This window comes from Rhizobium leguminosarum (assembly GCF_001679785.1).
Classification (GTDB): domain Bacteria; phylum Pseudomonadota; class Alphaproteobacteria; order Rhizobiales; family Rhizobiaceae; genus Rhizobium; species Rhizobium leguminosarum_R.
On the sequence record NZ_CP016286.1, the window covers coordinates 2,920,935 to 2,944,498 of the forward strand.

The window sequence follows — 23,564 nt, forward strand, 5'->3', positions numbered from 1 at the left end:
GGCCCGATGTCGAGAATGCAACATCGGCCAATTGTACCGCTGACCTGGACGCTGCATCGCAGTTTATAGAATGCGATCCAGCTTCTTGTTGATGTGCAGGTTCGGCATCAATCCCGCGCTTTGCGCGGCATGATAGGATTCTCGCGCCGCATCGAACGAGATCGACCACATGATGACGCTGAGCAGCAGCGCGATAATATAAATCTGAATACGCATCGAACCGGCGATACGGAAAGAGCAAGGCAGTTTTGTGTCAAAACAGTGCCGCAGGGATCACGAAAAAGTGGCGGCTTTTTTTGTTTTGCGGCCGGTCGAGACCAGACATATTAGTGTCGTGAAAATTAGCGATATTGTATCGCTACCTGTTGGCAGCCGACCCGAGGCTTGGTTCCTCTTCCCACCCCCGAGAACCCTGAGAGACCCGTCCCCACGGGTCTCTTTGTCTTGTTTCCGAACGTTTTCCAGAACAGCAGAGATCGCCCTGATCCGAATTGGCTGAACCGCTGAACGGCACGTCTCGACCCCCAATCAGACCACGCGTCCAGCCATGAATGATGCCACGTTCTTGCCTTTGCCTCAGCAAAGGCATCGGCCGATAATGTCTGCTTTCAAAATATATCAATCGATTGACTTACTTCTCCATCGGTGTTATAAACTGTCATGACCCAAGAACACGACAACCAGTCACCGGCCTCCGCCCGTGCCGAGATTGCGCGTCAGAAGATGCTATCCGCCGCCCTCGACGTCTTCGGCCGTTATGGTTTCGACGGCGCTTCGACGCGCCAGCTCACGGAAGCGGCCGGCGTCAACCTGCAGGCAATCCCCTATTATTTCGGCAGCAAGGAAGGTCTCTACATCGCCACCGCCGAATATCTGATGATGCGGATCAATACGCATGTCGGTGACATGAGGGCGCGCGTCGGCGCGCATCTGTTGGCGCTCGACGCTGCCGGCAAACCGCTTGGTGAAGCGGAGGCTCGCCATTTCCTGACCGAGATTTTGCAGACCATGGTGACGCTGTTCGTCGGCAAGGAGTCCGAATCCTGGGCGCGCTTCCTGATCCGCGAGCAGATGGAGCCGACAGAAGCCTTCACGCGGGTCTATCAGGGCCTCATGCGGCCGATGATCGAGATGAGCCGGCGGCTGATCGGCGCCATCCTTCATGAGGATCCCGCCTCGGAACATGTGCGCCTACGCACCTTCACACTTCTCGGCAGCATCCTCGTCTTTCGCGTCGCCCATGCAGCCGTGCTCGCCCAGATGGAGTGGGACGGCGTCGGCCCGGAACAGGTGGAAACCGTGCGCGGCCTGGCTGCAGAGCTGGTCGATGCTATCGGACCGCTGAATGGAGGCGCAGCATGAAACGCATCCTTCCCATCGCCATCCTTCTTCTCGTTGCGGCGGGTGCCGCCGCCTGGTGGTACGCCCTGCCCCAAAAGCTCGGCTGGTTGCCTGAGACCAGCCGCGAATTCGTCCTTTACGGCAATGTCGATATCCGTCAGGTCTCGCTCGGTTTCCGTGTCAGCGGCCGTCTCTCCGAACTCCACGCCGACGAAGGCGACGTCATCAAAACGGGAACGGTTCTGGCAAAGCTCGATGCAGCACCCTATGAATTCGCGGTCCGCTCGGGCGAAGCCAATGTCGCAGCCCTCCAGGCGACGCTCGACAAGCTGAAGGCCGGTCCGCGGCCGACAGAGATTGCCCAGGCGCGCGCCGCCTATGACGAAAGTATCGCCGATCTCCGCAATGCCAACCTCGCCTATGACCGCGCCCGCCAGTTGCGCCCGCAGGGCACGATCTCCGAAGCAAGCCTTGATCAGGCGACCGCTGCAAGGGCCATGGCCGCCGCACGCTCCGACTCCGCCAACGAGGCGTTGAAACTGCTGCTGGAAGGCTCCCGTGTCGAGGATATCGCCGCCGCCGACGCCCAATTGAAGGCGGCACAGGCTACACTCGCTTCCGCCCGCACTTCGCTAGATGATACCGAGCTGCGCGCGCCGAACGACGGCGTCATGCTCTCCCGCGTCCGGGAAAATGGCGCGATTGTTTCGCCCGCCGACACCGTCTTCGTGTTGTCGCTGACAGAACCCGTCTGGGTGCGCACCTATGTCGCCGAGCCCGATCTCGGCCGCATCCATCCGGGCATGAAGGTTGCGGTCACCTCCGATACGGCGCCCGACAAACCCTATGAAGGCACGATCGGCTTCATCTCGCCGGTTGCCGAATTCACTCCGAAATCGGTGGAAACGCCGGAACTGAGGACCGACCTCGTCTATCGCCTGCGTGTTGTCATCGACAAGCCCGGCCCGGATCTGCGCCAAGGCATGCCGGTTACCGTGCGTTTTCCCACGCCGACGGCGGGCGGACAATGACCGCCGCCGAGACCGGCCGGGGCGACAAGCCGCTCGTCCGGATCGACGGTGTCACCAAGCGCTTCGGCGATGCGCCAGCCGCCCTTGACGCCGTCTCCGGCATGATCGGCGGCGGCGCAATCACCGGTCTCGTCGGCCCTGACGGCGCCGGCAAAACGACGCTGATCCGCCTGATGACCGGCCTGATGCTGCCCGACACGGGAACGATGGAGGTTCTCGGCTTCGACACGCGTAAGAACCCCGCCGGCATCCAGGCGGCGATCGGCTACATGCCGCAGCGCTTCGGTCTCTATGAGGACCTTTCGGTGCAGGAAAACCTCGATCTCTATGCCGATCTGCGGGGCCTGCCGAAGAGCGAACGCGCAAGCGCCTTCGACGAGCTGCTCACTTTTACCGACCTCAAGCGTTTCACCGGTAGGCTCGCCGGAAAGCTCTCCGGCGGCATGAAGCAGAAGCTCGGCCTTGCCTGCGCGCTTCTGAAGAAGCCGCGCCTGCTGCTGCTCGACGAACCGGGCGTCGGCGTCGATCCGATCTCGCGCCGCGATCTCTGGAAGATGGTCGAAAACCTGACGAAGGAAGGCATCGGCGTCCTTTGGTCGACCGCCTATCTCGACGAAGCTGAAGCCTGCGACCATGTGCTGCTCTTGAACCAGGGAAAGCTGCTCTTTTCGGGAAAACCTGATGACATGACCGGTCGCGTCAACGACCGGGTTTTCCGCGTCTCGGGCATGACTGGGCGCCGCCGGCAGGTGCTCGCCGGGCTTCTGCAGGCCGATGGCGTCATCGACGGCGTGATCCAGGGCGAAGCGATCCGCCTCGTTGCCGCCAGGGACAAGAAACCGGATATCGGCTCGGCCGGCGATGGCGCAACGCTCACCCCTGCCCCGCCGCGCTTCGAGGATGCCTTCATCGACATGCTGGGCGGTGGTCCTGGCGGCCGTTCGAGGCTGGCCGAGGCGCAAGAGCCGACGAAGGGCGATGACGACCGGCCGGTGATCGAGGCCAAGGGGCTGACCAAGCGCTTCGGCGATTTCACCGCTGCCGACAATATCAGCTTCGATATCCGCCGCGGCGAAATCTTCGGCCTGCTCGGCCCGAACGGCGCCGGCAAATCCACCACCTTTAAGATGCTCTGCGGCCTGTTGAAGCCGACCGGCGGAGAAGGCCGCGTTGCCGGTTTCGACCTTCGCCGCGATGCCGCCGAGGCCCGCAACCAGCTTGGCTATATGGCGCAGAAATTCTCGCTCTACGGCGATCTGACCGTCATGCAGAACCTCGAATTCTTCTCCGGCGTCTACGGCCTTCGAGGAAGACACCGGCGCGAGCGCATCGATCTGATGGCCGGCATCTTCGATTTCGGCCGCCATGTCAGCCAGCCGGCCAAGGACCTGCCGCTTGGCCTGAAGCAGCGTCTGGCGCTCGCCTGCGCCGTCATGCACGAGCCGCGCGCCCTCTTCCTCGACGAACCGACCTCCGGCGTCGATCCGATCACCCGGCGCGAATTCTGGACGCATATCAACGCCCTGGTCGAAAAGGGCGTCACGGTGCTCGTCACCACCCATTTCATGGACGAGGCCGAATATTGCGACCGCATCTCGCTGATCTATCGCGGCCGCTCGATCGCGCTCGGCTCGCCCGATGAATTGAAGGCCCGCGTCGCGACCAAGGAGCTGCCCGACCCGACAATGGAGGATGCCTTCATCGCCCTGGTACAGCAATCCGAGAAGGAGGATGCAGCATGAGCACCTCTTCCGGCCGGATGCGGCGTCTCTTGGCCCTCGTGCGCAAGGAAAGCTTTCAGGCGATCCGCGATCCGAGCAGCATCCTCATCGCTTTCGTGCTGCCGCTGATTCTGCTTTTTCTTTTCGGCTACGGCGTCTCGCTCGATACCACCCGCACCCGCATCGGCCTCGTGACCGAGGAGATGACGCCGCTGACGCAGGATCTGTCGGCCAGTTTCCAGGCCTCGCGCTATTTCGATGTGGCCATCAGCCGCGACCGGCGTCTGTTCGAGGAAGATCTCGTGTTCGGCAAGCTGCGCGGCATCGTCGTCATCCCCGCCGATTTCACCACGCGCTACACCGCCGGCAACCGGCCGGATATCCAGGTGATCGTCGATGGCTCCGAACCGAACACGGCGAATTTCGTGCAGAATTATGCCCAAGGCACTGTTGCCAACTGGGAGCGGCAGAGGCAGGCGGACGTCGCCTCCCACAGTCCCGCCATTTCGGTCGAGCAGCGCTTCTGGTTCAATCCTGAACTGACCAGCCGCAATTTCCTCGTGCCCGGCTCGATCGCCATCGTCATGACGCTGGTCGGCACGCTTCTGACCTCGCTCGTCGTCGCCCGCGAATGGGAGCGGGGCACGATGGAGGCGATGATGGCGACGCCGGTGACGGCAGTCGAACTGCTCGCTGGCAAAATCCTGCCCTATTTCCTGCTCGGCCTCACCTCGATGACGCTCTGCGTGCTGCTTGCGGTCTTTCTCTTCGGCGTGCCGTTCCGCGGCTCTGTCGCTGCTCTTTACGCGCTGTCGGCCGCTTTCCTGATCCCGGCGCTTGGCCAGGGCCTGTTGATCTCGACGGCCACGAAGAACCAGTTCCTCGCCTCGCAGCTGGCGCTGATCTCGGCCTTCCTCCCTGCTTTCCTGCTGTCTGGCTTCCTCTTCGAGATCAATTCCATGCCGACCGTGATCCAGTGGATCACCTTCATCGTGCCGGCGCGCTACCTGATCCCCAGCCTGCAGACGGTGTTTCTGGCCGGCGACATCTGGCCGATGTTTCTGCAGGCGATCGGGGTGATGCTGACGATCGGCGCCGTCATGTTCGTGCTGGCGGCGCGCAGCACCAGAAAGAGGATCGGTTGAGATGTGGACAAGGCTCTACGCCCTGATCGTCAAGGAACTTCTCGCCGTGCTGCGCGATCCCAAGGGCCGCGCCATCCTGATCGGCCCGCCGATCGTCCAGCTTCTCGTCTTCTCCTATGCGGCGACGCTCGAAGTCCGCAATGTCGACGTGATGATCCTCAACCGCGACAGCGGCCACTGGGGCCAGGAACTGATCGAGCGCATCGATGGCTCGCCGACCTTCCGGAAAATCGAGATTGCAGGAAGCCAAGCAGACGTCAGGATGGCGATCGACAACCAGACGGCCATTGCCGTTGTTCAGATCGGCCCGGACTTTTCGCGCAATATCGAGGCGGGAGCGCCGGCCGACCTGCAGGTGGTGCTCGACGGCCGCCGCTCCAACGCCTCGCAGATCGTCGCGGGCTATCTCTCGCAGATCGGTGCCGCCCTCGCCGCCGAGACGCCGGCTGGCAAACGCGCCGGCGCCGATATCGTCTCGACAGTGCCGCGCAACTGGTTCAACCCGAACCTGACCTATCAATGGTTCATGGTGCCGAACCTGATCGCCAGCATCGCGCTGCTGATCGGCCTGATCGTCACGGCGCTATCGATCGCCCGCGAGCGCGAGCTCGGCACCTTCGACCAGCTGATGGTCTCGCCGCTACGCATCCATGAAATCCTGATCGGCAAACTGATCCCGCCGATGATGATCGGCCTCTTCCATATCACCGTCTATATTCTGGCCGCCGTCTTCCTCTTCGAGGTGCCGCTGCGCGGCTCGCTCTTCCTGCTGTACGGCAGCGCGATCTTCTATCTCGGTTCGGTCGCCGGCCTCGGCCTGTTCATTTCGGCGCTGTCGATGACACAGCAGCAGGCGATCCTCGGAGCCTTCCTGTTCATGGTCCCGGCCATGCTGCTCTCCGGCTTCGCGACGCCGATCGAAAACATGCCAGGATGGCTGCAGCCGGTGACCTTGATCAACCCGCTGCGTTATTTCCTGGTGATCGTCAAAGGCGTTTTCCTCAAGGACATTCCCTTGAGCGAAGTGGTGAACCAGACCATCCCGCTGGTGCTGATCGCCACTGTCACCCTCAGCGCTGCCGCCTGGCTCTTCCGCAGGCGGTTGGAATGACGCTCCCGATCCATCCTTCAGCCGCCTCACATAATGTGAACCGGGCTTCCAAAGCGTGACTCTCTCCTGCCGGAACCTCGGATTGGCGCGGTCGTTACCCAAGCGCAACCCCAGCAAAGGAGAAGCAAAATGTACAAGATCCTAGTTGTCTCCAGCGCCCTTGCGCTGTCGTCGCTGGCCACCAATGCGCTCGCTGACGGAGCCGTCACCGGTGCAGCCGGCGGCGCCATCACCGGCGCAATTGTCGGCGGCCCTGTGGGTGCTGCCGTTGGCGGCGTGGCCGGCGGTGTCGCCGGCGCAGTGATCGATCCGCCGCCGCGCGAGGTCGTCACCTATGTCCAGCAGCAGCCGGCCCCGACCGCTTCTGTGGTGGTCCAGGAACCGATCGTCGTCGGTAAGCCGCTTCCGGCAGACGTCGTCGTGACGCCGGTCCCTGACAATCCGAAATATGCCTATACGGTCATCAACGATCGCCGTGTGATCGTCGAACCCCGCACCCACCGCGTGGTGCAGGTGATTGAATAAACAGTAAGAAAGGGTACGGCTCCCACGGACCCTTTCTTCTAGCGAAAACCGCCGCCCCGAAAGGACGGCGGTCGTGATGCTTGATCGGGCGGATCAAACCTTCAGCTCGCGCCGCTCGCGTTCGGTCACCATTGCAAGGTCGAGCACCTTCTGCAGGTTGGCGGCGTGGCGGAAGTTCGGGTCCGGCTGGATGCCGCTTGCCACGGCTTCGGCAAAACGCTGGTAGTTGGTCGCCACCGGTTCAACCTCGATCTTCGTCCAGGTAGCGGTTTCCACATCCTCGCCGAGGCAGCCATGCAGCTCGGAACCACTGGGACGATGGATGACCTCGAGGCTGCCCCTCTCGCCATAAATGCGCAGCTTCAACTCGTTCAGATGCCCTGTCGCCCAGCGGCTGGCATGGATGACGCCGAGCGCGCCGTTGGCGAAATCGACAGACATGGTGAAGCTGTCATTGGCATCGAGCAGATATTCGCCGATCTGGCCGCCCGGCGCCTTGTTGAAGGTCTTCAGCCGGGCGAAGACGTGGTCGATGTCGGTCGCCGCGCCATAGGCGGCGAAATCGAGAATATGGATGCCGACGTCGCCGAGCACGCCGTTCGAACCGTGGCCGGTGGAAAGCCGCCACAGCCAGGTCGATTCCGTGCGCCAGTCGCCCCAGGCACGCGACACCAGCCAGCTCTGGAGATAGGAGGCTTCCACGTGTCTGATCGTGCCGAGCTCGCCGGCGAGCACCATCTCGCGGGCGCGCTGCAGCGGCGCGACATTGCGATAGGTGAGATTGACCATGTTGATGACGCCGGCCTTTTCGGCGGCCTCCGTCATCTCCAGCGCCTTCGCATAGTTCTCCGCCAGCGGCTTTTCGCAGAAGACGTGCTTGCCCGCAGCAATCAGCGCCATCGTCGTCGGGTGATGGATGCGGTCGGGCGTGACATTCGTCGCCGCATCGAATTCACCCCAGGCGATCGCCTCCTCCAGCGAAAGAAACCGCTTTTCGATATTGAACTTGTCGGCGAAGGCCGAAAGCCGCTCGGGATCGGTGTCGACGGCGCCGACCACCGTCACGCCGTCGATGAGGGGGAAGCGGGCGAGCTGGTTTTTCGCCATCACCCCCGTGCCAAGAACGAGTAGTCGCATGGATGCTCCTCAGCGGTAACCGGCTTCGCCGGCCTGGTGCAGTTTCGGGCCGCGTTCGACGATCGGCTCCAATGCCTTTTCTACCGGCACATTTGGAGCGTCGGCTATACCAGTCAACGCCCCCTCAGGGTTATAGGCCCACTTCACGCCGTTGATCAGCACCTTCTGGACATTGACGTCGTGATAGGTCGGATAGGTCTCATGGCCGGGGCGGAAATAGAAGATGTTGCCGGCGCCGCGGCGCCAGGTCAGGCCCGAGCGGAACACTTCGCCGCCCTGGAACCAGGAGATGAACACCGTTTCGAGCGGTTCCGGCACCGAAAACTGCTCGCCGTACATTTCCTCGTTCTCAAGCTCGAAATGCTCGCCGATGCCGGCAGCGATCGGATGGCGCTGGTTGATCGTCCACAGACGCTCGCGCTCACCCGCCTCGCGCCATTTCAGCGCACAGGGCGTGCCCATCAGCCGCTTGAAGATCTTGGAGAAATGGCCGGAATGCAGCACCAGCAGGCCCATGCCTTCCCAGACGCGCTTGGCGACACGCTCGACAACGACATCGGAGACCGCGCCGTGATCCTTGTGGCCCCACCAGGTCAGCACGTCGGTCTCAGCAAGGCGGGCTTCGCTGAGGCCGTGTTCCGGCTCCTGCAGCGTCGCTGTCGTCGCCGAGATACTTGGATCGGTGTTCAGCGCATTGGCGATCGTCGTGTGCATGCCCTCGGGATAGATGCCCCGGACGATCTCATTGGTAGTCTCGTGGATATTCTCTCCCCAGACGACGGTGCGAATGGCCATGATGTGCTCCTGTAGAACCTGGAAATATCGATAGGCGGGAAGGCCGGATTCAAAGCGCTTTGGAAAACGGCGCTGGCTGCGCCTCGTCTCCTCCACGTCCAAGGAACACATAGACCTTTGTCAGTATTTTGACAAAGGGGAAAATTTATCGGCCGAAGGCGGAGAAACCACCTGCCAATATCATAGCAATATCAATGCGAAACGGATTTCGAGAACAGATTGACGACCATAACGCCCGATATGATCAGCCCAAGGCCGACGATTGCCGGCAGGTCGAGGCGCTGCTTGAAGAACACCAGGCCGACCGAGGAAATCAGCACGATTCCCAAAGCGCTCCAAATCGCATAGGCGATACCGACCGGGATGCTTTTCAGAGTCAACGACAGGCAATAGAAGGCGGCCGCATAACAGGCGACGACGAGTGCCGTCGGCCCGATGCGGGTGAATTGCTGCGACAGCTGCAGCGCGGTCGTGCCGATGACCTCGAGCACGATGGCTGCAAACAGCAGCCCGTAGACGGCGGCCTGGCTCATGGCGAATTCCTTTTCGAATTACTTGCCGGTCAGTTCGACAAGGCGATCGATAAGATCCCGCCTCAGAACGCCGTTGATATCATGGCTTTCCAACGTATCTGCGAACCAAAGACCGTCGGCGGCGAAACGCACGACTTGCGCATCGAGGGAGGAGTCGGTGCCGATATATTCCTCGGCCCGCGCCTGTACCCATTGGCGCCAGCGAAGACGCAGTCGGGGTTCGGCAAGAAGCGCGATCGTCACCTGCGTCCAACTCCTGGAATCGTCGGGACGCTCCTTGAGACCGGATACCGCCCTGAGATAGGCGCGGGTGAAGCGGCCCTGCGGCAGCGGATCGCCGCGCATCAGTTCCTCTATATCGGCGTCGAACTTTTCGAGCAGGCTCTCGAACAGGGCATCGAGCAGCGCATTTTTCGTCGGGAAGTGATGCAGCAGCCCGCCCTTGCTGACGCTGGACGCGGCCGAAACCGCATCGAGCGTGACTGCCGCCATGCCGTCGCTGGCAGCAAGGCGCGCGGCGACCTCCAGCAACTGCTGGCGCACGAGCACGGGCTGCTTCTTGCGATGATGAGCGTTCGACATAGAGATAAAAGATACCGTCCGGACGGTTTTGTCAAGGAGAATCGGCCGCCACCCTGCCGTCCCGGCATTATGGCGAAATGCCGCGGCACCTTGATGACAGTTGCGATCATTTTCCGCCCGGTGCATGAAGAGGCCGGGGAATGGTTGAGGCAATTGGGATGGTTTCGTGACGGAGAAGGTCACCACCTTATATCAGGCGATCGGCGGCGATCCTGTCGTGCGGGCGCTGACGCACCGTTTCTACGAACTGATGGACAGCTTGCCGGAGGCGAGAAACGTGCGCGCCGTACACCCGTCGAGCCTTGTGGGCAGCGAAGAGAAATTTTACGAATATATGACCGGTTATCTCGGCGGCCCGCCGCTCTATACCGACAAGCGCGGCCATCCGCGTCTGCGCAGCCGCCATTTCGTTGCCGAGATCGGCCCTGTCGAGCGCGACGAGTGGCTGCTCTGCTTTCGCCGCGCCCTGGACGAGACGGTATCGAGCCAAGCGCTGCGCGATCTCATCTGGGCTCCGGTGGAACGGCTCGCCTATCACATGCAGAACAAGGAATAGCCGATGCGCCTCAACGACCGTTTCGTGCCGCTGTTTTATCTGTTGTCAGGCCTGTTCGGGTTTGCCGGCGTGGCGCTCGCGGCCGCCGCCGCGCATGGCGGCGGCGATGCCCACCTGCTCGCCTCGGCATCGGCCATGTGCCTTGCCCATGCGCCTGCCCTACTGGCATTGGCGTTCGGCGTTGACAAGATCAAAACCGCCTGGCTGGCCGGTTTGCTGATCGGCATCGGCACGCTACTCTTTTCAGCCGATCTCGTCTCTCTGCGTTTTGCCGGTTCCGGCTTGTTCCCGATGGCAGCCCCGACCGGCGGCTTCGCCATGATGTTCGGCTGGCTGACCGTTGCGGCTGGGGCTGTTTTCCGCGTCCGGCCTTGAGAGAGACCTACCTCTCTTCCTCACTCCTTTGTCTGTCACAGTGAGCAAACAGCAATTTCGTACGATCTCACTTGTCCGGCTGAAGAGAAGGAGACCAAGGCGATGCCGCATACCTCTTCTACCCAGCGGGGAGAAGTGCCGGGGCGTTAGCGAGGCGATGAGGGGGTGAGCGGCAAAGCCGCGAATGCACTGAGCGCAAGCGAAGGGCAACATGAATGTTGTGCCGTGTGGCCCCCCTCATCCGACCCTTCGGGCCACCTTCTCCCCGCTGGGGAGAAGAGGGAGCAAGCCTCACTGTCCTTCACACCAAACAGAAGGGCAAAAAACGCATCAACAGAACTCAAATCCCATCAACCACGTTGAAGCCCTCGAAGACCGGCGGCCCCTTGTAGATCGCCTTGTGATCGCCGGCATTGCGGTGCGCCGCGCGAAAGCTCTCGGAGCCTGACCGAAAAAGAGTTGAGTGAAATCAGCCAGTTGTGATTCTGTTTGTTTGCTTAGGACGAACGGAGACCACAATGGGCTGGACAGATTTCACCCGTCGGCAATATGCCCGACGCACAGTGCGGTATGCAAGCGATCTGACGGACCGGGAGTGGGGATTGATCTCGTCTTGCCTGCCTGGACCGAGGCGGTTGGGCAGGCCGCGCAGTACCGATCTTCGCGAGGTCGTGAATGCGTTGCTTTACATCGCCACGACGGGGTGCCAGTGGCGGATGATGCCCAGAGATTTTCCACCTTTTACAACTGTGCAGTCCTATTTCTATGAATGGCGAGCGACAGGGTTATGGGGTCGGATCAACCATCATCTTGTGATGGAGGCGCGTGACTTGGAAGGTCGGGAAGCCTCGCCGTCTGCGGGCGTGATCGACAGTCAAAGCGTGAAAACCACGGAAAGCGGCGGAATTTCGGGCTATGACGCGGGCAAGAAGATAAAGGGACGCAAGCGTCATATCGTCGTCGACACGCTCGGACTGATGGTCGGCCTCATGGTTCACAGCGCCGATATTCAGGATCGCGATGGTGCATCTGCCGTTCTCAAAACCATTCTCAAGCGCTGGCCGTGGCTGAGACATATCTTCGCCGATGGTGGTTATGCCGGACCGAAGCTGAAGGGCGCACTGCAAAAGATCGCTGCGTTCACTCTCCAGATCGTCAAGCGGACCGACAAGGCCAAGGGCTTCGAGGTTCTGCCGCGTCGCTGGGTAGTGGAGCGCACCTTCGCATGGCTTGGCAGATGCCGACGATTGGCGAAGGATTGGGAAAAGTCCGTCGCCTCAGCCGAGGCCTGGATCACTATCGCCCACATCCGGGTCCTGACGCGACGCTTGGCAAGGTACGGATATCGTTGAAACCTTTTCGAGTCAGACTCTCGGACTTCGTCCAGTTCTGAAAATCCGCTTCGCTTTTCCAGACCGTGTGCGAGGAATAGAGCGTATAGCCCTCCTCCTCATTGACCTTGCCGCGCAGCAGGCGGAATTCGACGAAACCGGGCACCTCGGGCAGGCTGGAATCGCGATTACGCCAGACCGTCTCGAAATCGCCTTCGCTCCCGGTTGCAACCTTGAAGCGGTTCATTGCAATATACATGGAATCTCCCTACGCTTTCCTCTTGCCCGCCCTTGCAGAAAGCAAGGGAAAGGCGAGAACATTATCGCCGTTTGCCGCCGCCGGGCCAAGCGGTCTTGTTGTCGCTTCCCCGGGCATGCGCGCTTCCCAGGTCGGAAACAGTGTCACATTCTGGTAGATCTGCTGGCGTTCGGCATGCTGCTGGAAAAGTTCGTAGAGCTCGGGCACGAGGCCCTCGCCTGTCTGCGCGGCGAGCTTATGCAGGCCGATCATGGTGAAGCCGTCGGGGCGCTGGTCGTTCATCGGGAATTGTCTCGTTCGTTCATCGTCTGCAGCGCACGCTCCAGGCTGGACTTGCTGCCGTTGCGAAGCGGGATGAAGGTCTTGCTAAACTTCTTGCAGCCGGTCTTCACACGCAGGCAGGCATCGTGGCTGATACAGTCGATCGGGCAGAAGACGCAGTCGACCGAGGGAAGCAGAGTATCGATGCGGGAAACCGCTTCGCGCAGACCGCCATCATGGTGGATGAGCTCGGCGCCGAAATTGCTGCAGATCTGGCGAAGATGCGCCACCTGGCAGTCACGGCCACCGACATAGAGGAAACTGCGGCCATCCAGTTTGGATCGCCCGGAGGATGCCTGACCGGCGTCCTCGCCCGCGCTATCGCGGACCTCCCGGTTCGAACCCTTCTTGCCCTTGCGAGCCATATACCACCCGTTCGCTCGTTGATCGTCACACGATTCCTGCGTGTGCAAGCGGACCTTATTAAACTTGATTTTTAGAGTAAAGTATAAAGTTGATTATTTTTATCATATTTTATCGAGCCGTGACTTGGACAGGAAAACTGTAGGAGCGCGAGGATCCGGCCCAGTCATCCGGCATAGCGGGAAGATTACAGGAAGCGATCCGGGACAAAACAGCGCCATCCACCTCGGCCAAACCGGAACCTCGGACAAGACCCGACGCGGTAATGTCTCCGTTTCGGTTGATCGTGATGCGAACATTCAAGGATGCAGAATCGCGACGATATCGCGATTCAATCCGGTCAACGCAACGGAACAGTCGAGAGACGATCTTGCCCTTGTAATTGGCTTCGGATGCACCGCCCGAGCCACTCCTTCCGCCCGACGTGCGTGAAGTATTGTCGGAGTTGGCGTCTGCCTGCCCGTCCGCGGCGCCTCTGCGTGACTCCTGTTTGGCCTCTCCCTCTGAACCTTGTGCCTTCTTCGGGGGCTGCTTTCTTTCGATCGGCTTCTTTTCTACCGGCTTTTCCAACTTCGGTTTCGGCTGTGGCGTGACGATCTCTGTCGGCGGTTCCGGCTCGGGAGAAATCGCGGCCGTCTCGACAGGCTTGATCTCTTCCGGTTCGGATTGCATCGCGGTTGCGATGGGTGGTTCGGTGGATGTTATCGGCATTTCCGGGGATTGCTCCGGCACCACTGTCGACATTGGCTGCGCAACTGAAGTTTCCGCAGGAGTTTCCGATACGAGCACCTCTGGTTCCGCAGTCGTCACCGTCTCCGCTGACTGGCGCGTCACCTCCTGCGTGGGCTGGACGGCCTCGACCGGCTCTGCATCAGTAGGCTGGACAGTTTCCGGTTGGACGGTCTCCGGCTGCATTTCCGCTGTTTCTACTGGCTTGACCGTGTCGGGCTCGACAGCTTCCGGAACAATTTCTTGCTGGATGGTCACCTCGGTCTCGCCAGCGGCGCTCTGATCGGCGTCAGAACTGCCGAGCATAACGACGCTGATCGCTTCGCCCGCCTCCATCAGCGTTTCTTCTGAAGGCTTAGGTATGACCAGGAGCAGCGTGACGGCTAGTGCAGTATGAAAAAAAAGAGACCCGACACAAGTCAGCGCCACCCGTCGCCGCACCGGTGCCTTCTCGTCTTCCTGCTTTTCCACCGCCGCATCCATCGGCGGCGCGGCGGCGACAACATCCGACGCGGCTTCCGGATGATCGGGAAAGGAGGGTATCTGCGCGAAACGCGCATAGTGGACCACCGCCTCGCCGGCCGGCTGCCGCTGCACATTGCGCAGGTCGGAAAGCTCGTGGCCGGGATGCATGTTGTTGTCGTTCAGACCGCCGTCAGCGTCCGGCTCCCCGATGAGCACCTGTCTCGATCTGGTCTTCGCTGAAATTGCCATCTTATGCCTCGGACAGTCTGGACATGCCCGCCGGGATTCATTCCCGGCGTATTCTTAGCCCTCGAAGGGAACCGAAATCTGCGAGCAGGTGACGAGACCCTTCATGCATTCGCCCGCCGCCGGACCGTCGCAGACCGGCGTGTCGTTGATGATGATGCGGGTGACCGTCTCGCACTTCACATTCGGCATATCGAACTGGCGCACGCGCTTCTTGCCCTGCGGCAGATCGCGGAAGTCGAGCACGGTGATGCGGTCGACCGCATTCTTGTCGTTGAAAAAGGCGAGCTCGAAGGAAATCTTGTTGATTGGGGTCTGAAGATTGTTCTCGGCGACGAAAGTCATCATGCAGCCCTTTTGCGATGGCGCCAGAGCGTTGAGTTCGACATCCAGCTTGACGGTTGCCGCGTCCTGCGCCTGGCATATGCTTGAAACCGCCATCACCATGCCAGCTGCAACAGCCGCAAACCTAACCGTCATCATCTTCTCCGCCATTGTCGCGAACCGCCGCCAGGCGGCCTCATATCAGCAATCTCAAAAACTTGACTGCAATAGTCTTCTATTGCGTCTTTAAAAAACTATGAGTATGAAAGTCAAGATAATTGTCATCACAACCGGGGACCCCTGATCACCGGCCTCATGGAATTGCCAACCGAAATGATGGTTGAAAAGCCAGATAACTTTAAGCACGTGTCGCTGCAGAGCGAGCCTGCGGCGCAGCACCGGATCGTCGAAAGCGCGGATCTTTTCCGCGGCACGAACGAGATCATGATAAGACATGACGGCTTGGTCTATCGCCTGAAGATCACCCGTCAGGGCAAGCTCATTCTCAATAAGTAGGGTAGGACATGACCGAACAGACAAGACCGGCGCCAGCCGAAATCCGTGCGTTTCGCGCCGAGAATCCGAAGATGCGCGAGCGTGATATCGCCGCCCAGCTGAAGATTTCCGAGGCAGCCCTCGTCGCCGCCGAAACCGGCATCAGCGTGACCCGAATCGATGGCAGTGCGCTGAAGCTTCTCGAGCACGTGGCCGGCCTCGGCGAAGTAATGGCGCTGTCGCGCAACGAAAGTGCCGTTCACGAGAAGATCGGCGTCTTCGAAAGCATCAAGAGCGGCGCGCAGGCCGCGATCGTTCTCGGCGAGAATATCGATCTGCGCATCTTCCCGAGCCGCTGGGAGCATGGTTTCGCCGTATCCAAGAAGGATGGTGACCAGGAGCGTCTCAGCCTGCAATATTTCGACAAGGCGGGCAACGCGGTGCACAAGGTGCACCTGCGCCCGAGCTCGAATGTCGAGGCTTATCACGCGATCGTCGCCGAGTTGAAGCTGGAAGACCAGTCGCAGGAATTTATCGAGGCTGAGACCCTAAATGCCGTCGATGAGACCGCCGACGTCAACCGCGACGAACTGCGCGACAACTGGAGCAAGCTCACCGATACGCATGAGTTCTTCGGCATGCTGAAGCGCCTGAAGATCGGCCGCCAGGCGGCCGTGCGCACCGTCGGCGACGACTATGCCTGGAAGCTCGACAACAGCGCGACGGCAGACATGATGCATGCCTCGGTGAAATCCGGCCTGCCGATCATGTGCTTCGTCGCCAATAACGGCATCGTCCAGATCCATTCCGGCCCGATCTTCAACGTGCAGCCGATGGGTCCGTGGATCAATATCATGGACCCGACCTTTCACCTGCATCTGCGCCAGGATCACATCACTGAGACCTGGGCCGTACGCAAGCCGACCACGGACGGCCACGTCACCTCGCTCGAGGCTTACAATGCCGAAGGCGAGATGATCATCCAGTTCTTCGGCAAGCGGAAGGAAGGTTCCGACGAACGCGCCGAGTGGCGCGAGATCATGGAAAACCTGCCGCGGGCAGCAAGCGTGGCCGCATAAGGATCGCAACAATGACGATGCGTAACAATCTGCGCCGGATCCGCCCTTGGGAACTGGCCCTGACGGCGGCCATCATGGCGCTACCGCTGATCCCCACGGCGCCGACGGTCGAAGGCTTCGCCTTCATCCGCGCCGCCCACGCCGAGGAAAAGAAGCTCGACACGTCGCGCCTGGTTTCGGTCGGCGGCGACATCACCGAGATCGTCTATGCGCTCGGCGAGGAAAGCCGGCTGATCGCCCGGGACACGACGAGCATGTATCCGGAGGCGGCGCTGAAGCTGCCGAACGTCGGTTACATGCGCGCGCTCTCGCCGGAAGGCATCCTCGCCATGAACCCGACGGCGATCATCGCCGTCGAGGGTTCGGGCCCGCAGGAAGCGCTGGCTGTGCTGAAGAATGCCAGCGTACCCTTCGAGACCGTGCCGAGCGCCTTTACCCGCGACGGCATCATCGCCAAGATCGACCGTGTCGGCACGCTGCTGGGCGTGCCCGACAAGGCGAAGGCGCTTGAAGAAAAGGTCGCGGCCGACCTCGACGCGGCGATCGCCGATGCCGAAAAGCGCCCGGAGGTCGAGCGCAAGCGCGTTCTCTTCATCCTCAGCGCCCAGAACGGCCGGATCATGGCATCGGGCACCGGCACGGCCGCCGATGGCATCGTCAAGCTCGCCGGCGCCATCAACGCCGTCGGCGCATTCCCGGGCTATAAGCCGTTGACGGACGAGGCGATCATCGAAGCCAAGCCCGACATCATCTTGATGATGAATCGCGGCGACGGCGCCGGTACCAAGAACGAGGACCTGCTGGCTCAGCCGGCGATCGCGCTGACGCCGGCAGGCGAGAAAAAAGCGATCATCCGAATGGATGGCGTCTACCTGCTCGGCTTCGGACCGCGCACCGCAGCCGCCGCGCGTGAGCTCAACACGGCGATCTACGGGGGCTGATCATGGCCCTGCCGCAAGCCATGATGGAACGAAGGCGACGATTCCCGATGGCCGACATCCGCGAAATCAGGCAGGCGGGTGACAGGACGCGGCTCGCCTTGCTGGCGATCGCGCTGCTCGTCGTCGGCTCGGTCTTTTCGATGCTGTTTTCGGCAACGACCGGCGCCTCGGATGCCTCGATCCTCGACGTCATCAGCAACATGGCCGGCTCCGAGACGGCGCTCAGCACGCGTAACCGGATCATCATCTTCGATATCCGCCTGCCCAGGGCGATCCTCGGTTTCCTGATCGGCGCCTCGCTGGCCGTCTCCGGCACGGTGATGCAGGGCCTGTTCCGCAATCCGCTGGCCGATCCCGGCCTCGTCGGCGTCTCCTCCGGCGCAAGCCTCGGTGCGGTCGCGATGATCGTGCTCGGTGGCGGCCTCGCAGCTCCGCTCGAGGCGCTTCTCGGTATCTACGCTCTGCCGACGGCGGCCTTCGGCGGCGGCCTCGTCACGACGCTGCTGCTCTACAGGATCGCCACCCGTCACGGACAGACCTCGGTGGCGACGATGCTGCTTGCCGGCATCGCGCTTGGCGCACTCGCCCTCGCCATCACGGGACTGCTGATCTACATGGCCAACGACCAGCAGTTGCGCGACCTGACCTTCTGGAGCATGGGCTCGCTTGCCGGCGCCACATGGACGAAGATCGCCGGCGCCAGCCCGATCATCCTGTTGTCCTTCACCGCTCTGCCATTCATTGCGCGCGGCCTCAATGCCATCACGCTCGGGGAGGCGGCCGCCTTTCATATGGGCGTACCGGTGCAGCGGCTGAAGAATGTCGCGATCGTCGGTGTCGCTGCGGCGACCGGCGCGTCCGTCGCCGTCAGCGGCGGCATCGGTTTCGTCGGGATCGTCGTGCCGCATATCCTGCGCATGGCGATCGGCCCCGACCATCGTTTCCTGCTGCCGGCCGCAGCTCTTCTCGGCGGCTCTCTGCTGATCTTTGCGGATGTCCTGGCCCGCACCCTGGTGGCCCCGGCCGAGCTGCCGATCGGCATCATCACCGCGGCGGTCGGCGGACCGTTCTTCCTGTGGATCCTGCTGAGACAGCGTTCGCGCCTTGCCCTGTGAGTGACCCCTGTGAGCGACATTGAGATGATCGAAGTTTCCGGCGTCTCCGTGCGCCTTTCCGGCAAAACCATCATCAGCGACGTCACTTTTACGGCAAGAGCCGGCGAACTGACGGCGATTGCCGGGCCGAACGGCTCCGGCAAGACGACGACGATGAAAGCCATCTCCGGCGAACTTGCCTATGGCGGCTCGGTGCGCATCGGCGGCGGCGAGGTGAAGGGGCTGAAACCCTGGCAGCTTGCCGCCATTCGTGGCGTGCTGCCGCAGGCAAGCACCATCTCCTTTCCCTTTACCGTGCGCGAGATCGTCCGCATGGGTCTGACATCAGGTCTCAACCTGCATCCCGACAAGGCAGAGCAGACGGCGGCGGCAGCGCTTGCCTCCGTCGACTTGACCGGCTTCGAAGGCCGTTTCTATCAGGAACTCTCCGGAGGCGAGCAGCAGCGTGTGCAGCTTGCCCGAGTGCTCTGCCAGATCGCCGAGCCTGTCGTTGACGGCAAGCCCTGCTGGCTGCTGCTCGACGAGCCGGTCTCGAGCCTCGACATCAGCCACCAGCTGACCATCATGACGCTCGCGCGCAATTTCTGCGAACGCGGCGGCGGTGTCATCGCCGTCATGCACGATCTCAACCTGACGGCGCTCTTTGCCGACCGCATCGTGCTGATGAAATCCGGCCACCTCGCCGCCGCCGGCAGCATCGGCGAAGTGCTGACGAACGAAACGATGCTCTCGGTGTTCGGCTGCGCGCTGCGCATCAACCAGGTACCATCAGACGGCACGCCCTTTGTGCTCGCCCACAGCGCCATTTCCCGCCGCTGAGCACAGTGCCAACGGAACTTTTGATCGCCCGGCACGTTGTCGGCAGTGATCTGGGTCAATGCCGGGCGATATCATTCATGCGACGGACGGTGGTGACCCTCGTGCGAATTAGGCGGGCTTGCGCGCGCCCCAGCCAATGGAGACAGCCATGAGCTATTCTATCTTCCAGTCCGGCCGCAGTCGCCGCAACGGCACCTTCCACAACTTGGAATCCGGCATCGAGGAGCAGATCGTAGCGTTGCGCGACGAGCTCGGGGAACTGACGCGCCTCGTCGGCAAGAGCTCACGCCATCAGGGCGAAAAAATCCGCAGCCAGGCCGGTGCCGGCTATGAGGAGCTGCTTGGCCGCAGCGAGGATCTGCTGCGCGAATTGCAGCACGGCTACGAGCGTGGAGCGACGGAGATGCGCGAGACCGTGCGCAAGCATCCCTTAGCGACCATCGGCGCCGCGGCCGCTTTCGGCCTTGCCATCGCCTTCCTCGCCCGGCGCTGAGGAAGCGCGATGCTCTTACCGATCCTCAGCCTGCTGACGGGCGCAAGCGTGCACCGGACCGTTGCGCGCGCCAAGCGCAACGGCATCTTCATTGCGCTTGCCGTGCTCTTCCTTCTCACCGCCTACGCGCTGGCTGTCACCGCCGGCGCCATCTGGCTCGCCGGCATCTACGGCCCGGTCGGCGCTGCCCTCTTCCTGGCCGCCTGCGCGCTGCTAATCGCCATCATCGCCCTGGTGGCGATGTCGATCATCAACGCCCGGGAAGCACGCCGCACCCGCGAACGCCGTGCGGCGCTCGAATCGCTGGCAACGGTCGGGCTCGGTCTTATCCGCGCCCAGCCGCTCCTGACCGCCGGCGTTCTGGCAGCAATCGTCGCGGCCAATCTGGTGGGCTCGAAGCGCGAGGATTGATTGAGCAACCCACCGGCTCCAATCACGTAATCGTCATGAGAATGGAGGGGGGAAGTACTTCCCCCCTCACATTACCAGCGGAAGATTAGGCAGGACGCCCACCTCACCCTCCCTCATTCCTGTGCTCGTCACAGGAATGAGGGAGGAGAAGTAGGTGCGGATTGAACTATCCACTACTTTGGGTAAACGTCCTTCTCCCGCCCTTACAACGCAAAAAAGCCGGCGCCCCGAGGGGCGGCCGGCTTTCCTCCCAAATATAACTCTTGTCAGAACGCGAAAGCCTTCGATGTCAGCGGCGCCGAGGTGGCGTCGGGGCCGAAATCAGCCTCGCCTGAGATCTGCAGCAACTCCTGCAGCCGCTGGCGGGCCCGGTTGACGCGGCTTTTGATGGTGCCCACGGCGCAGCCGCAAATTTCGGCCGCCTCCTCGTAGGAAAAACCCGAGGCGCCGACGAGGATGATCGCCTCGCGTTGATCAGGCGGCAGCTGGTCAAGCGCTTTCTTGAAGTCCTGCAAATCGAGCGCGCCATATTGCGAGGGGTGCATCGCCATGGATTCAGTGAATAGCCCGTCGCTGTCCTGCACTTCGCGGCCGCTCTTGCGCATCTGGCTGTAGAGTTCGTTGCGCAGGATCGTAAAGAGCCAGGCCTTCATATTGGTGCCCATCTCGAAATGATCCTGTTTGGCCCAGGCTTTCATGATGGTGTCCTGGACGAGATCGTCGGCACGGTCGTGCCGCCCGATGAGCGAGATCGCGAATGCGCGAAGACTTGGGAGTGCCGCCAGCAGTTCCCGCTTGAAGCTGGGTTGCGATTTGTCTTCCATGCGGCGATCCTATTCGGCCATCTTGGCAGAAGCCATCATTTCAGCATGGTCGAGCTTTTCGAGAAGGTCGAGAAAACGATCGGGAATCGCCTCATCCTGTGCGGCCGAATAGAGCGACCGCAGCCTGACGCCGATCTGGTTGTTCGGGTCCAGGATGTCGCTTGCCCGCAGCTCCAGCTTTCGCTGATCGGCTGCTTCTTTCTTGCGTGTAGTCATCAATTCGTCTTCTCGCCGGTTGTCTGTTCGAGGGGCGTGTCGAGGGGCGTGGATGGGATCAAAAACGATTTCAACCATCGACATCGAACGTTCGATTGTCGATGTCGTTGGCATTTGCCGTTGCATGGGTCAAAACGCTACGCCCTTTCTTCGTCGGCTGGAATAATGCGGCGCAACGAAAAAAGTTCCTGCCGTTCCGGAACTTTTTTATCAAGGCGGCGTTAACCGCTCATTGAAGCCAATGCCGGCCTGTATGCAGGAGCCCATTAATGACACTTTCTACTCGGATTGCGCCGCACCTTCCTTATCTGCGTCGCTATTCCCGCGCCCTTACCGGCACTCAGACTTCGGGCGACGCTTACGTCGCCGCCGTTCTCGAAGCCATTATCGCCGATCTGTCGATTTTCCCGGATACGGCGAATGACCGGGTCGCACTTTACAAACTGTTCACGCAACTGTTTGGTTCCACCGCCGTCCAGATTCCAGAGCCGACCTCGCCCTATGCCTGGGAGCAACGCGCCACGCTGAACCTTTCCAAGGTTTCGCCGCGCGCCCGGCAGGCCTTCCTGCTCGCCTCCGTGGAGAATTTCCGTGTCGCAGAAATCGCCGAAATCCTGGAAACTGAAGAACAGGATGTCATGAAGCTGCTCGACGTGGCGTCGCAGGAGATTTCCCGTCAGGTCGCAACCGATATCATGATCATCGAGGACGAACCGCTGATCGCCATGGATATCGAGCAGATGGTCGAGAGCCTCGGCCATCGCGTCACCGGCATTGCCCGTACGCATGCCGAGGCCGTGGCGCTCTACAATAAAACCAAGCCGAGCATGGTGCTGGCCGACATCCAGCTTGCCGACGGCAGCTCCGGTATCGACGCAGTCAACGACATCCTCAAGACGTCGAGCGTACCGGTGATCTTCATCACTGCCTTCCCGGAACGGCTTCTGACCGGTGAGCGCCCGGAACCGACTTTCCTTGTCACCAAGCCGTTCAATCCCGACATGGTCAAGGCATTGATCAGCCAAGCTCTTTTTTTCAATGAATCGACCAGAGTAGCCGCCTGAGACGCAATTTTCCGGCCTTCGGAACCAAATCGCCAAAGCAGGCGTTCCGGTGCTACCGGGACGCACCGGTGGCTTTAACGGTTTTTGCAGCGCTTTGTTCTAGAGTTGGCAGGCGGTGTCTGGAAGGGCGCTCCCTTCAGCGACGTTCAAGATGTCACAAGGAAAGGCGGCCGAGTGAATACGACTGAACCATTGTCCGGCATGCCTTTTACCTTCGAAGGCAAAGCCGCAATGATGGAACGCGCGCTCGGCAGCGCCGGGATTTCGATCCTCTGCCAGGACGCCCGACTGTCGATTTTCTACGCCGAAAATCTGCCTCCGCATTTTGCAGCAGTCTTTGCGCCCGGCAGCAGCGATGCTGTCCTCTTTGGCGATGCGCACGGCCGATATCTGACGGCCCTGAAGCACAAGGTGCTGGAAACCGGCATCCCCAACAATGCCGAGGTCGAGATCGACGTCGACGGCGAACGGCGCACTTATGAACTGAAGATCCAGCGCACCGGCGGACGCGGCGAACATGGACTTCTTTCCGTCATGGCTGAAGTCACCGAAAGTCGGCATCGCGAAAAAGTTCTGAAATCGCTGCTCCGCGAACTCTCACACCGCTCGAAGAACCTTCTCGCCATAATCCAGGGCATTGCCACCCAGACGGCCCGCAACACGCTCTCCCTCGACAGCTTCCTCCTCAAATTCCGTGGACGGCTGCAATCGCTTTCCAACTCGCAGGACCTGATTACGGATTCGAGCTGGCGCGGCGCCTATCTCTTTGAACTCGCCGAAAAGCAGTTTGCTCCCTATTGGCCGGAGACGGCCGGCTCCATGCCGATCTATGGCATCAACGCTCATCTGACACCGAACGCCGCCGTGCATCTCGGGCTTGCCCTCCACGAACTCATCGTCAACTCCGCCTCTTTTGGCGCGATATCAGGCGGCGCCGCCTCCATCACGCTGAATTGCCGCGAAGCCATGATCAACGACCGGAAGGCGATCGAAGTCGCCTGGGCGGAAGTTCTGCATGATCAGGCAGAAGTCCACGAATTCAGCGACAACAGCTTCGGCCGCACAGTGCTGGAGCGTGTCGTGCCTTCGTCGGTCAACGGCAAGGCGGAGTTGAACCTCGTTCCCGGCCGCATCGAGTACCGTCTGACCATTCCGGAAACCGAATTCGAGATCTTCAAGCGAGTGTGAAAGCCCTCCCTACAGCCTTAAACGGAAAA

30 protein-coding genes and 1 pseudogene are annotated in these 23,564 nt (G+C 61.2%); 18 read left to right on the top strand and 13 right to left on the bottom strand.

Going from position 1 to position 23,564, the window contains the following annotated elements; all coding sequences use genetic code 11:
• Positions 1-63 precede the first annotated feature (63 nt).
• The gene (locus BA011_RS44315; protein ID WP_186806436.1) at positions 64-216 is read right to left on the bottom strand and encodes a hypothetical protein; all 153 of its coding nucleotides are present in this window, start codon (positions 214-216) and stop codon (positions 64-66) included.
• Positions 217-660: 444 nt separating this feature from the next.
• Between BA011_RS44315 and BA011_RS14525 the strand changes: the two genes are divergently transcribed.
• The 6 genes from BA011_RS14525 (at position 661) to BA011_RS14550 (ending at position 6,874) form a co-directional block, all read left to right on the top strand.
• Positions 661-1,362 (top strand): CerR family C-terminal domain-containing protein, encoded by a 702-nt coding sequence (locus tag BA011_RS14525; RefSeq protein ID WP_065280987.1) that lies wholly within the window; start codon positions 661-663, stop codon positions 1,360-1,362.
• Positions 1,359-2,372, top strand: a complete 1,014-nt coding sequence (hlyD, locus tag BA011_RS14530) for a secretion protein HlyD (RefSeq protein WP_065280988.1) — start codon at positions 1,359-1,361, stop codon at positions 2,370-2,372. The genes BA011_RS14525 and hlyD overlap by 4 nt, the downstream gene beginning before the upstream one ends.
• Complete coding sequence (locus BA011_RS14535) at positions 2,369-4,114, top strand: ATP-binding cassette domain-containing protein (protein ID WP_065280989.1); 1,746 nt, start codon at positions 2,369-2,371, stop codon at positions 4,112-4,114. Before hlyD ends, BA011_RS14535 begins: the two co-directional genes overlap by 4 nt.
• Positions 4,111-5,238 carry an ABC transporter permease gene (locus BA011_RS14540; protein ID WP_065280990.1) on the top strand — a complete coding sequence of 376 codons (1,128 nt, stop codon included), beginning with the start codon at positions 4,111-4,113 and terminating at the stop codon, positions 5,236-5,238. The genes BA011_RS14535 and BA011_RS14540 overlap by 4 nt, the downstream gene beginning before the upstream one ends.
• A 1-nt stretch (position 5,239) precedes the next feature.
• Positions 5,240-6,349 (top strand): ABC transporter permease, encoded by a 1,110-nt coding sequence (locus BA011_RS14545; protein WP_065280991.1) that lies wholly within the window; start codon positions 5,240-5,242, stop codon positions 6,347-6,349.
• Between the two features lie 129 nt (positions 6,350-6,478).
• Positions 6,479-6,874, top strand: a complete 396-nt coding sequence (locus BA011_RS14550) for a DUF1236 domain-containing protein (RefSeq protein WP_065280992.1) — start codon at positions 6,479-6,481, stop codon at positions 6,872-6,874.
• Positions 6,875-6,967: 93 nt separating this feature from the next.
• Here the strand turns inward: BA011_RS14550 and BA011_RS14555 are convergent, their stop codons facing one another.
• The 4 genes from BA011_RS14555 to BA011_RS14570 form a co-directional block, all read right to left on the bottom strand.
• Positions 6,968-8,011, bottom strand: a complete 1,044-nt coding sequence (locus BA011_RS14555; RefSeq protein ID WP_003542190.1) for a Gfo/Idh/MocA family protein — start codon at positions 8,009-8,011, stop codon at positions 6,968-6,970.
• A gap of 9 nt (positions 8,012-8,020) precedes the next feature.
• Positions 8,021-8,806, bottom strand: a complete 786-nt coding sequence (locus BA011_RS14560; RefSeq protein WP_065282541.1) for a ThuA domain-containing protein — start codon at positions 8,804-8,806, stop codon at positions 8,021-8,023.
• Positions 8,807-8,997: 191 nt separating this feature from the next.
• Positions 8,998-9,339: an SMR family transporter gene (locus BA011_RS14565; RefSeq protein WP_003542195.1), complete on the bottom strand. Its 342-nt coding sequence runs from the start codon at positions 9,337-9,339 to the stop codon at positions 8,998-9,000.
• 18 nt (positions 9,340-9,357) lie between these two features.
• Positions 9,358-9,921 carry a TetR/AcrR family transcriptional regulator gene (locus tag BA011_RS14570; RefSeq protein ID WP_062943536.1) on the bottom strand — a complete coding sequence of 188 codons (564 nt, stop codon included), beginning with the start codon at positions 9,919-9,921 and terminating at the stop codon, positions 9,358-9,360.
• A 166-nt stretch (positions 9,922-10,087) separates the two neighbouring features.
• Here BA011_RS14570 and BA011_RS14575 point away from each other — a divergent pair, with 166 nt between their 5' ends.
• Together BA011_RS14575 and BA011_RS14580 are read left to right on the top strand one after the other, a co-directional pair.
• A complete protein-coding gene (locus BA011_RS14575; protein ID WP_065280993.1) occupies positions 10,088-10,477 on the top strand; it encodes a group II truncated hemoglobin in 390 nt (129 codons plus the stop codon).
• A gap of 3 nt (positions 10,478-10,480) precedes the next feature.
• Positions 10,481-10,852: a DUF423 domain-containing protein gene (locus BA011_RS14580; protein ID WP_065280994.1), complete on the top strand. Its 372-nt coding sequence runs from the start codon at positions 10,481-10,483 to the stop codon at positions 10,850-10,852.
• Between the two features lie 340 nt (positions 10,853-11,192).
• Here the strand turns inward: BA011_RS14580 and BA011_RS41625 are convergent.
• Positions 11,193-11,294: pseudogene (locus BA011_RS41625) on the bottom strand (antibiotic biosynthesis monooxygenase); the annotation flags it as partial.
• A 76-nt stretch (positions 11,295-11,370) separates the two neighbouring features.
• Here BA011_RS41625 and BA011_RS14585 point away from each other — a divergent pair.
• Positions 11,371-12,204, top strand: a complete 834-nt coding sequence (locus BA011_RS14585) for an IS5-like element ISRl2 family transposase (RefSeq protein ID WP_065280995.1) — start codon at positions 11,371-11,373, stop codon at positions 12,202-12,204.
• On the opposite strand, the gene BA011_RS14590 is transcribed toward BA011_RS14585, so the two are convergent.
• The 5 genes from BA011_RS14590 to BA011_RS14610 all read right to left on the bottom strand — a co-directional run bounded on the left by BA011_RS14590 (position 12,149) and on the right by BA011_RS14610 (position 15,046).
• Entirely contained in the window at positions 12,149-12,442 is a 294-nt protein-coding gene (locus tag BA011_RS14590) for an antibiotic biosynthesis monooxygenase (RefSeq protein ID WP_335727201.1), read from the bottom strand. The two genes, BA011_RS14585 and BA011_RS14590, sit on opposite strands and share 56 nt — an antisense overlap.
• A gap of 9 nt (positions 12,443-12,451) precedes the next feature.
• Positions 12,452-12,724 (bottom strand): hypothetical protein, encoded by a 273-nt coding sequence (locus BA011_RS14595; RefSeq protein ID WP_065280996.1) that lies wholly within the window; start codon positions 12,722-12,724, stop codon positions 12,452-12,454.
• Positions 12,721-13,128, bottom strand: coding sequence for a DUF2325 domain-containing protein (locus tag BA011_RS14600; RefSeq protein WP_003542208.1), 408 nt, complete (start codon positions 13,126-13,128; stop codon positions 12,721-12,723). The genes BA011_RS14595 and BA011_RS14600 overlap by 4 nt, the downstream gene beginning before the upstream one ends.
• 109 nt (positions 13,129-13,237) lie before the next feature.
• Positions 13,238-14,569, bottom strand: coding sequence for a TonB C-terminal domain-containing protein (locus tag BA011_RS14605; protein WP_065280997.1), 1,332 nt, complete (start codon positions 14,567-14,569; stop codon positions 13,238-13,240).
• A 54-nt stretch (positions 14,570-14,623) separates the two neighbouring features.
• Entirely contained in the window at positions 14,624-15,046 is a 423-nt protein-coding gene (locus BA011_RS14610) for a hypothetical protein (RefSeq protein WP_065280998.1), read from the bottom strand.
• A gap of 177 nt (positions 15,047-15,223) precedes the next feature.
• On the opposite strand from BA011_RS14610, the gene hemP reads away from it, so the two are divergent.
• The 7 genes from hemP to BA011_RS14645 all read left to right on the top strand — a co-directional run bounded on the left by hemP (position 15,224) and on the right by BA011_RS14645 (position 20,243).
• Entirely contained in the window at positions 15,224-15,406 is a 183-nt protein-coding gene (gene hemP, locus BA011_RS14615; RefSeq protein ID WP_065282542.1) for a hemin uptake protein HemP, read from the top strand.
• Between the two features lie 8 nt (positions 15,407-15,414).
• Entirely contained in the window at positions 15,415-16,464 is a 1,050-nt protein-coding gene (locus BA011_RS14620) for a hemin-degrading factor (protein WP_065280999.1), read from the top strand.
• Positions 16,465-16,475: 11 nt separating this feature from the next.
• On the top strand, positions 16,476-17,405 hold the full coding sequence (locus tag BA011_RS14625) for a heme/hemin ABC transporter substrate-binding protein (protein WP_062943527.1): 930 nt from the start codon (positions 16,476-16,478) through the stop codon (positions 17,403-17,405).
• Positions 17,406-17,407: 2 nt separating this feature from the next.
• Positions 17,408-18,520, top strand: coding sequence for a FecCD family ABC transporter permease (locus BA011_RS14630; protein ID WP_065281000.1), 1,113 nt, complete (start codon positions 17,408-17,410; stop codon positions 18,518-18,520).
• Between the two features lie 24 nt (positions 18,521-18,544).
• Positions 18,545-19,339, top strand: a complete 795-nt coding sequence (locus tag BA011_RS14635) for a heme ABC transporter ATP-binding protein (protein WP_065282543.1) — start codon at positions 18,545-18,547, stop codon at positions 19,337-19,339.
• A gap of 148 nt (positions 19,340-19,487) precedes the next feature.
• Entirely contained in the window at positions 19,488-19,832 is a 345-nt protein-coding gene (locus BA011_RS14640) for a DUF883 family protein (protein ID WP_065281001.1), read from the top strand.
• Positions 19,833-19,841: 9 nt separating this feature from the next.
• Positions 19,842-20,243, top strand: coding sequence for a hypothetical protein (locus BA011_RS14645; RefSeq protein WP_027663891.1), 402 nt, complete (start codon positions 19,842-19,844; stop codon positions 20,241-20,243).
• Positions 20,244-20,509: 266 nt separating this feature from the next.
• Here BA011_RS14645 and BA011_RS14650 read toward each other — a convergent pair whose 3' ends face one another.
• Positions 20,510-21,067 carry an RNA polymerase sigma factor gene (locus BA011_RS14650; RefSeq protein ID WP_003542247.1) on the bottom strand — a complete coding sequence of 186 codons (558 nt, stop codon included), beginning with the start codon at positions 21,065-21,067 and terminating at the stop codon, positions 20,510-20,512.
• A 9-nt stretch (positions 21,068-21,076) separates the two neighbouring features.
• A complete protein-coding gene (locus BA011_RS14655) occupies positions 21,077-21,283 on the bottom strand; it encodes a NepR family anti-sigma factor (protein ID WP_003542250.1) in 207 nt (68 codons plus the stop codon).
• A 269-nt stretch (positions 21,284-21,552) separates the two neighbouring features.
• Here BA011_RS14655 and BA011_RS14660 point away from each other — a divergent pair, with 269 nt between their 5' ends.
• Entirely contained in the window at positions 21,553-22,347 is a 795-nt protein-coding gene (locus tag BA011_RS14660) for a response regulator (RefSeq protein ID WP_017961711.1), read from the top strand.
• A gap of 192 nt (positions 22,348-22,539) precedes the next feature.
• A complete protein-coding gene (locus tag BA011_RS14665) occupies positions 22,540-23,535 on the top strand; it encodes a sensor histidine kinase (protein ID WP_186806558.1) in 996 nt (331 codons plus the stop codon).
• The last annotated feature ends 29 nt before the right edge of the window (positions 23,536-23,564 follow it).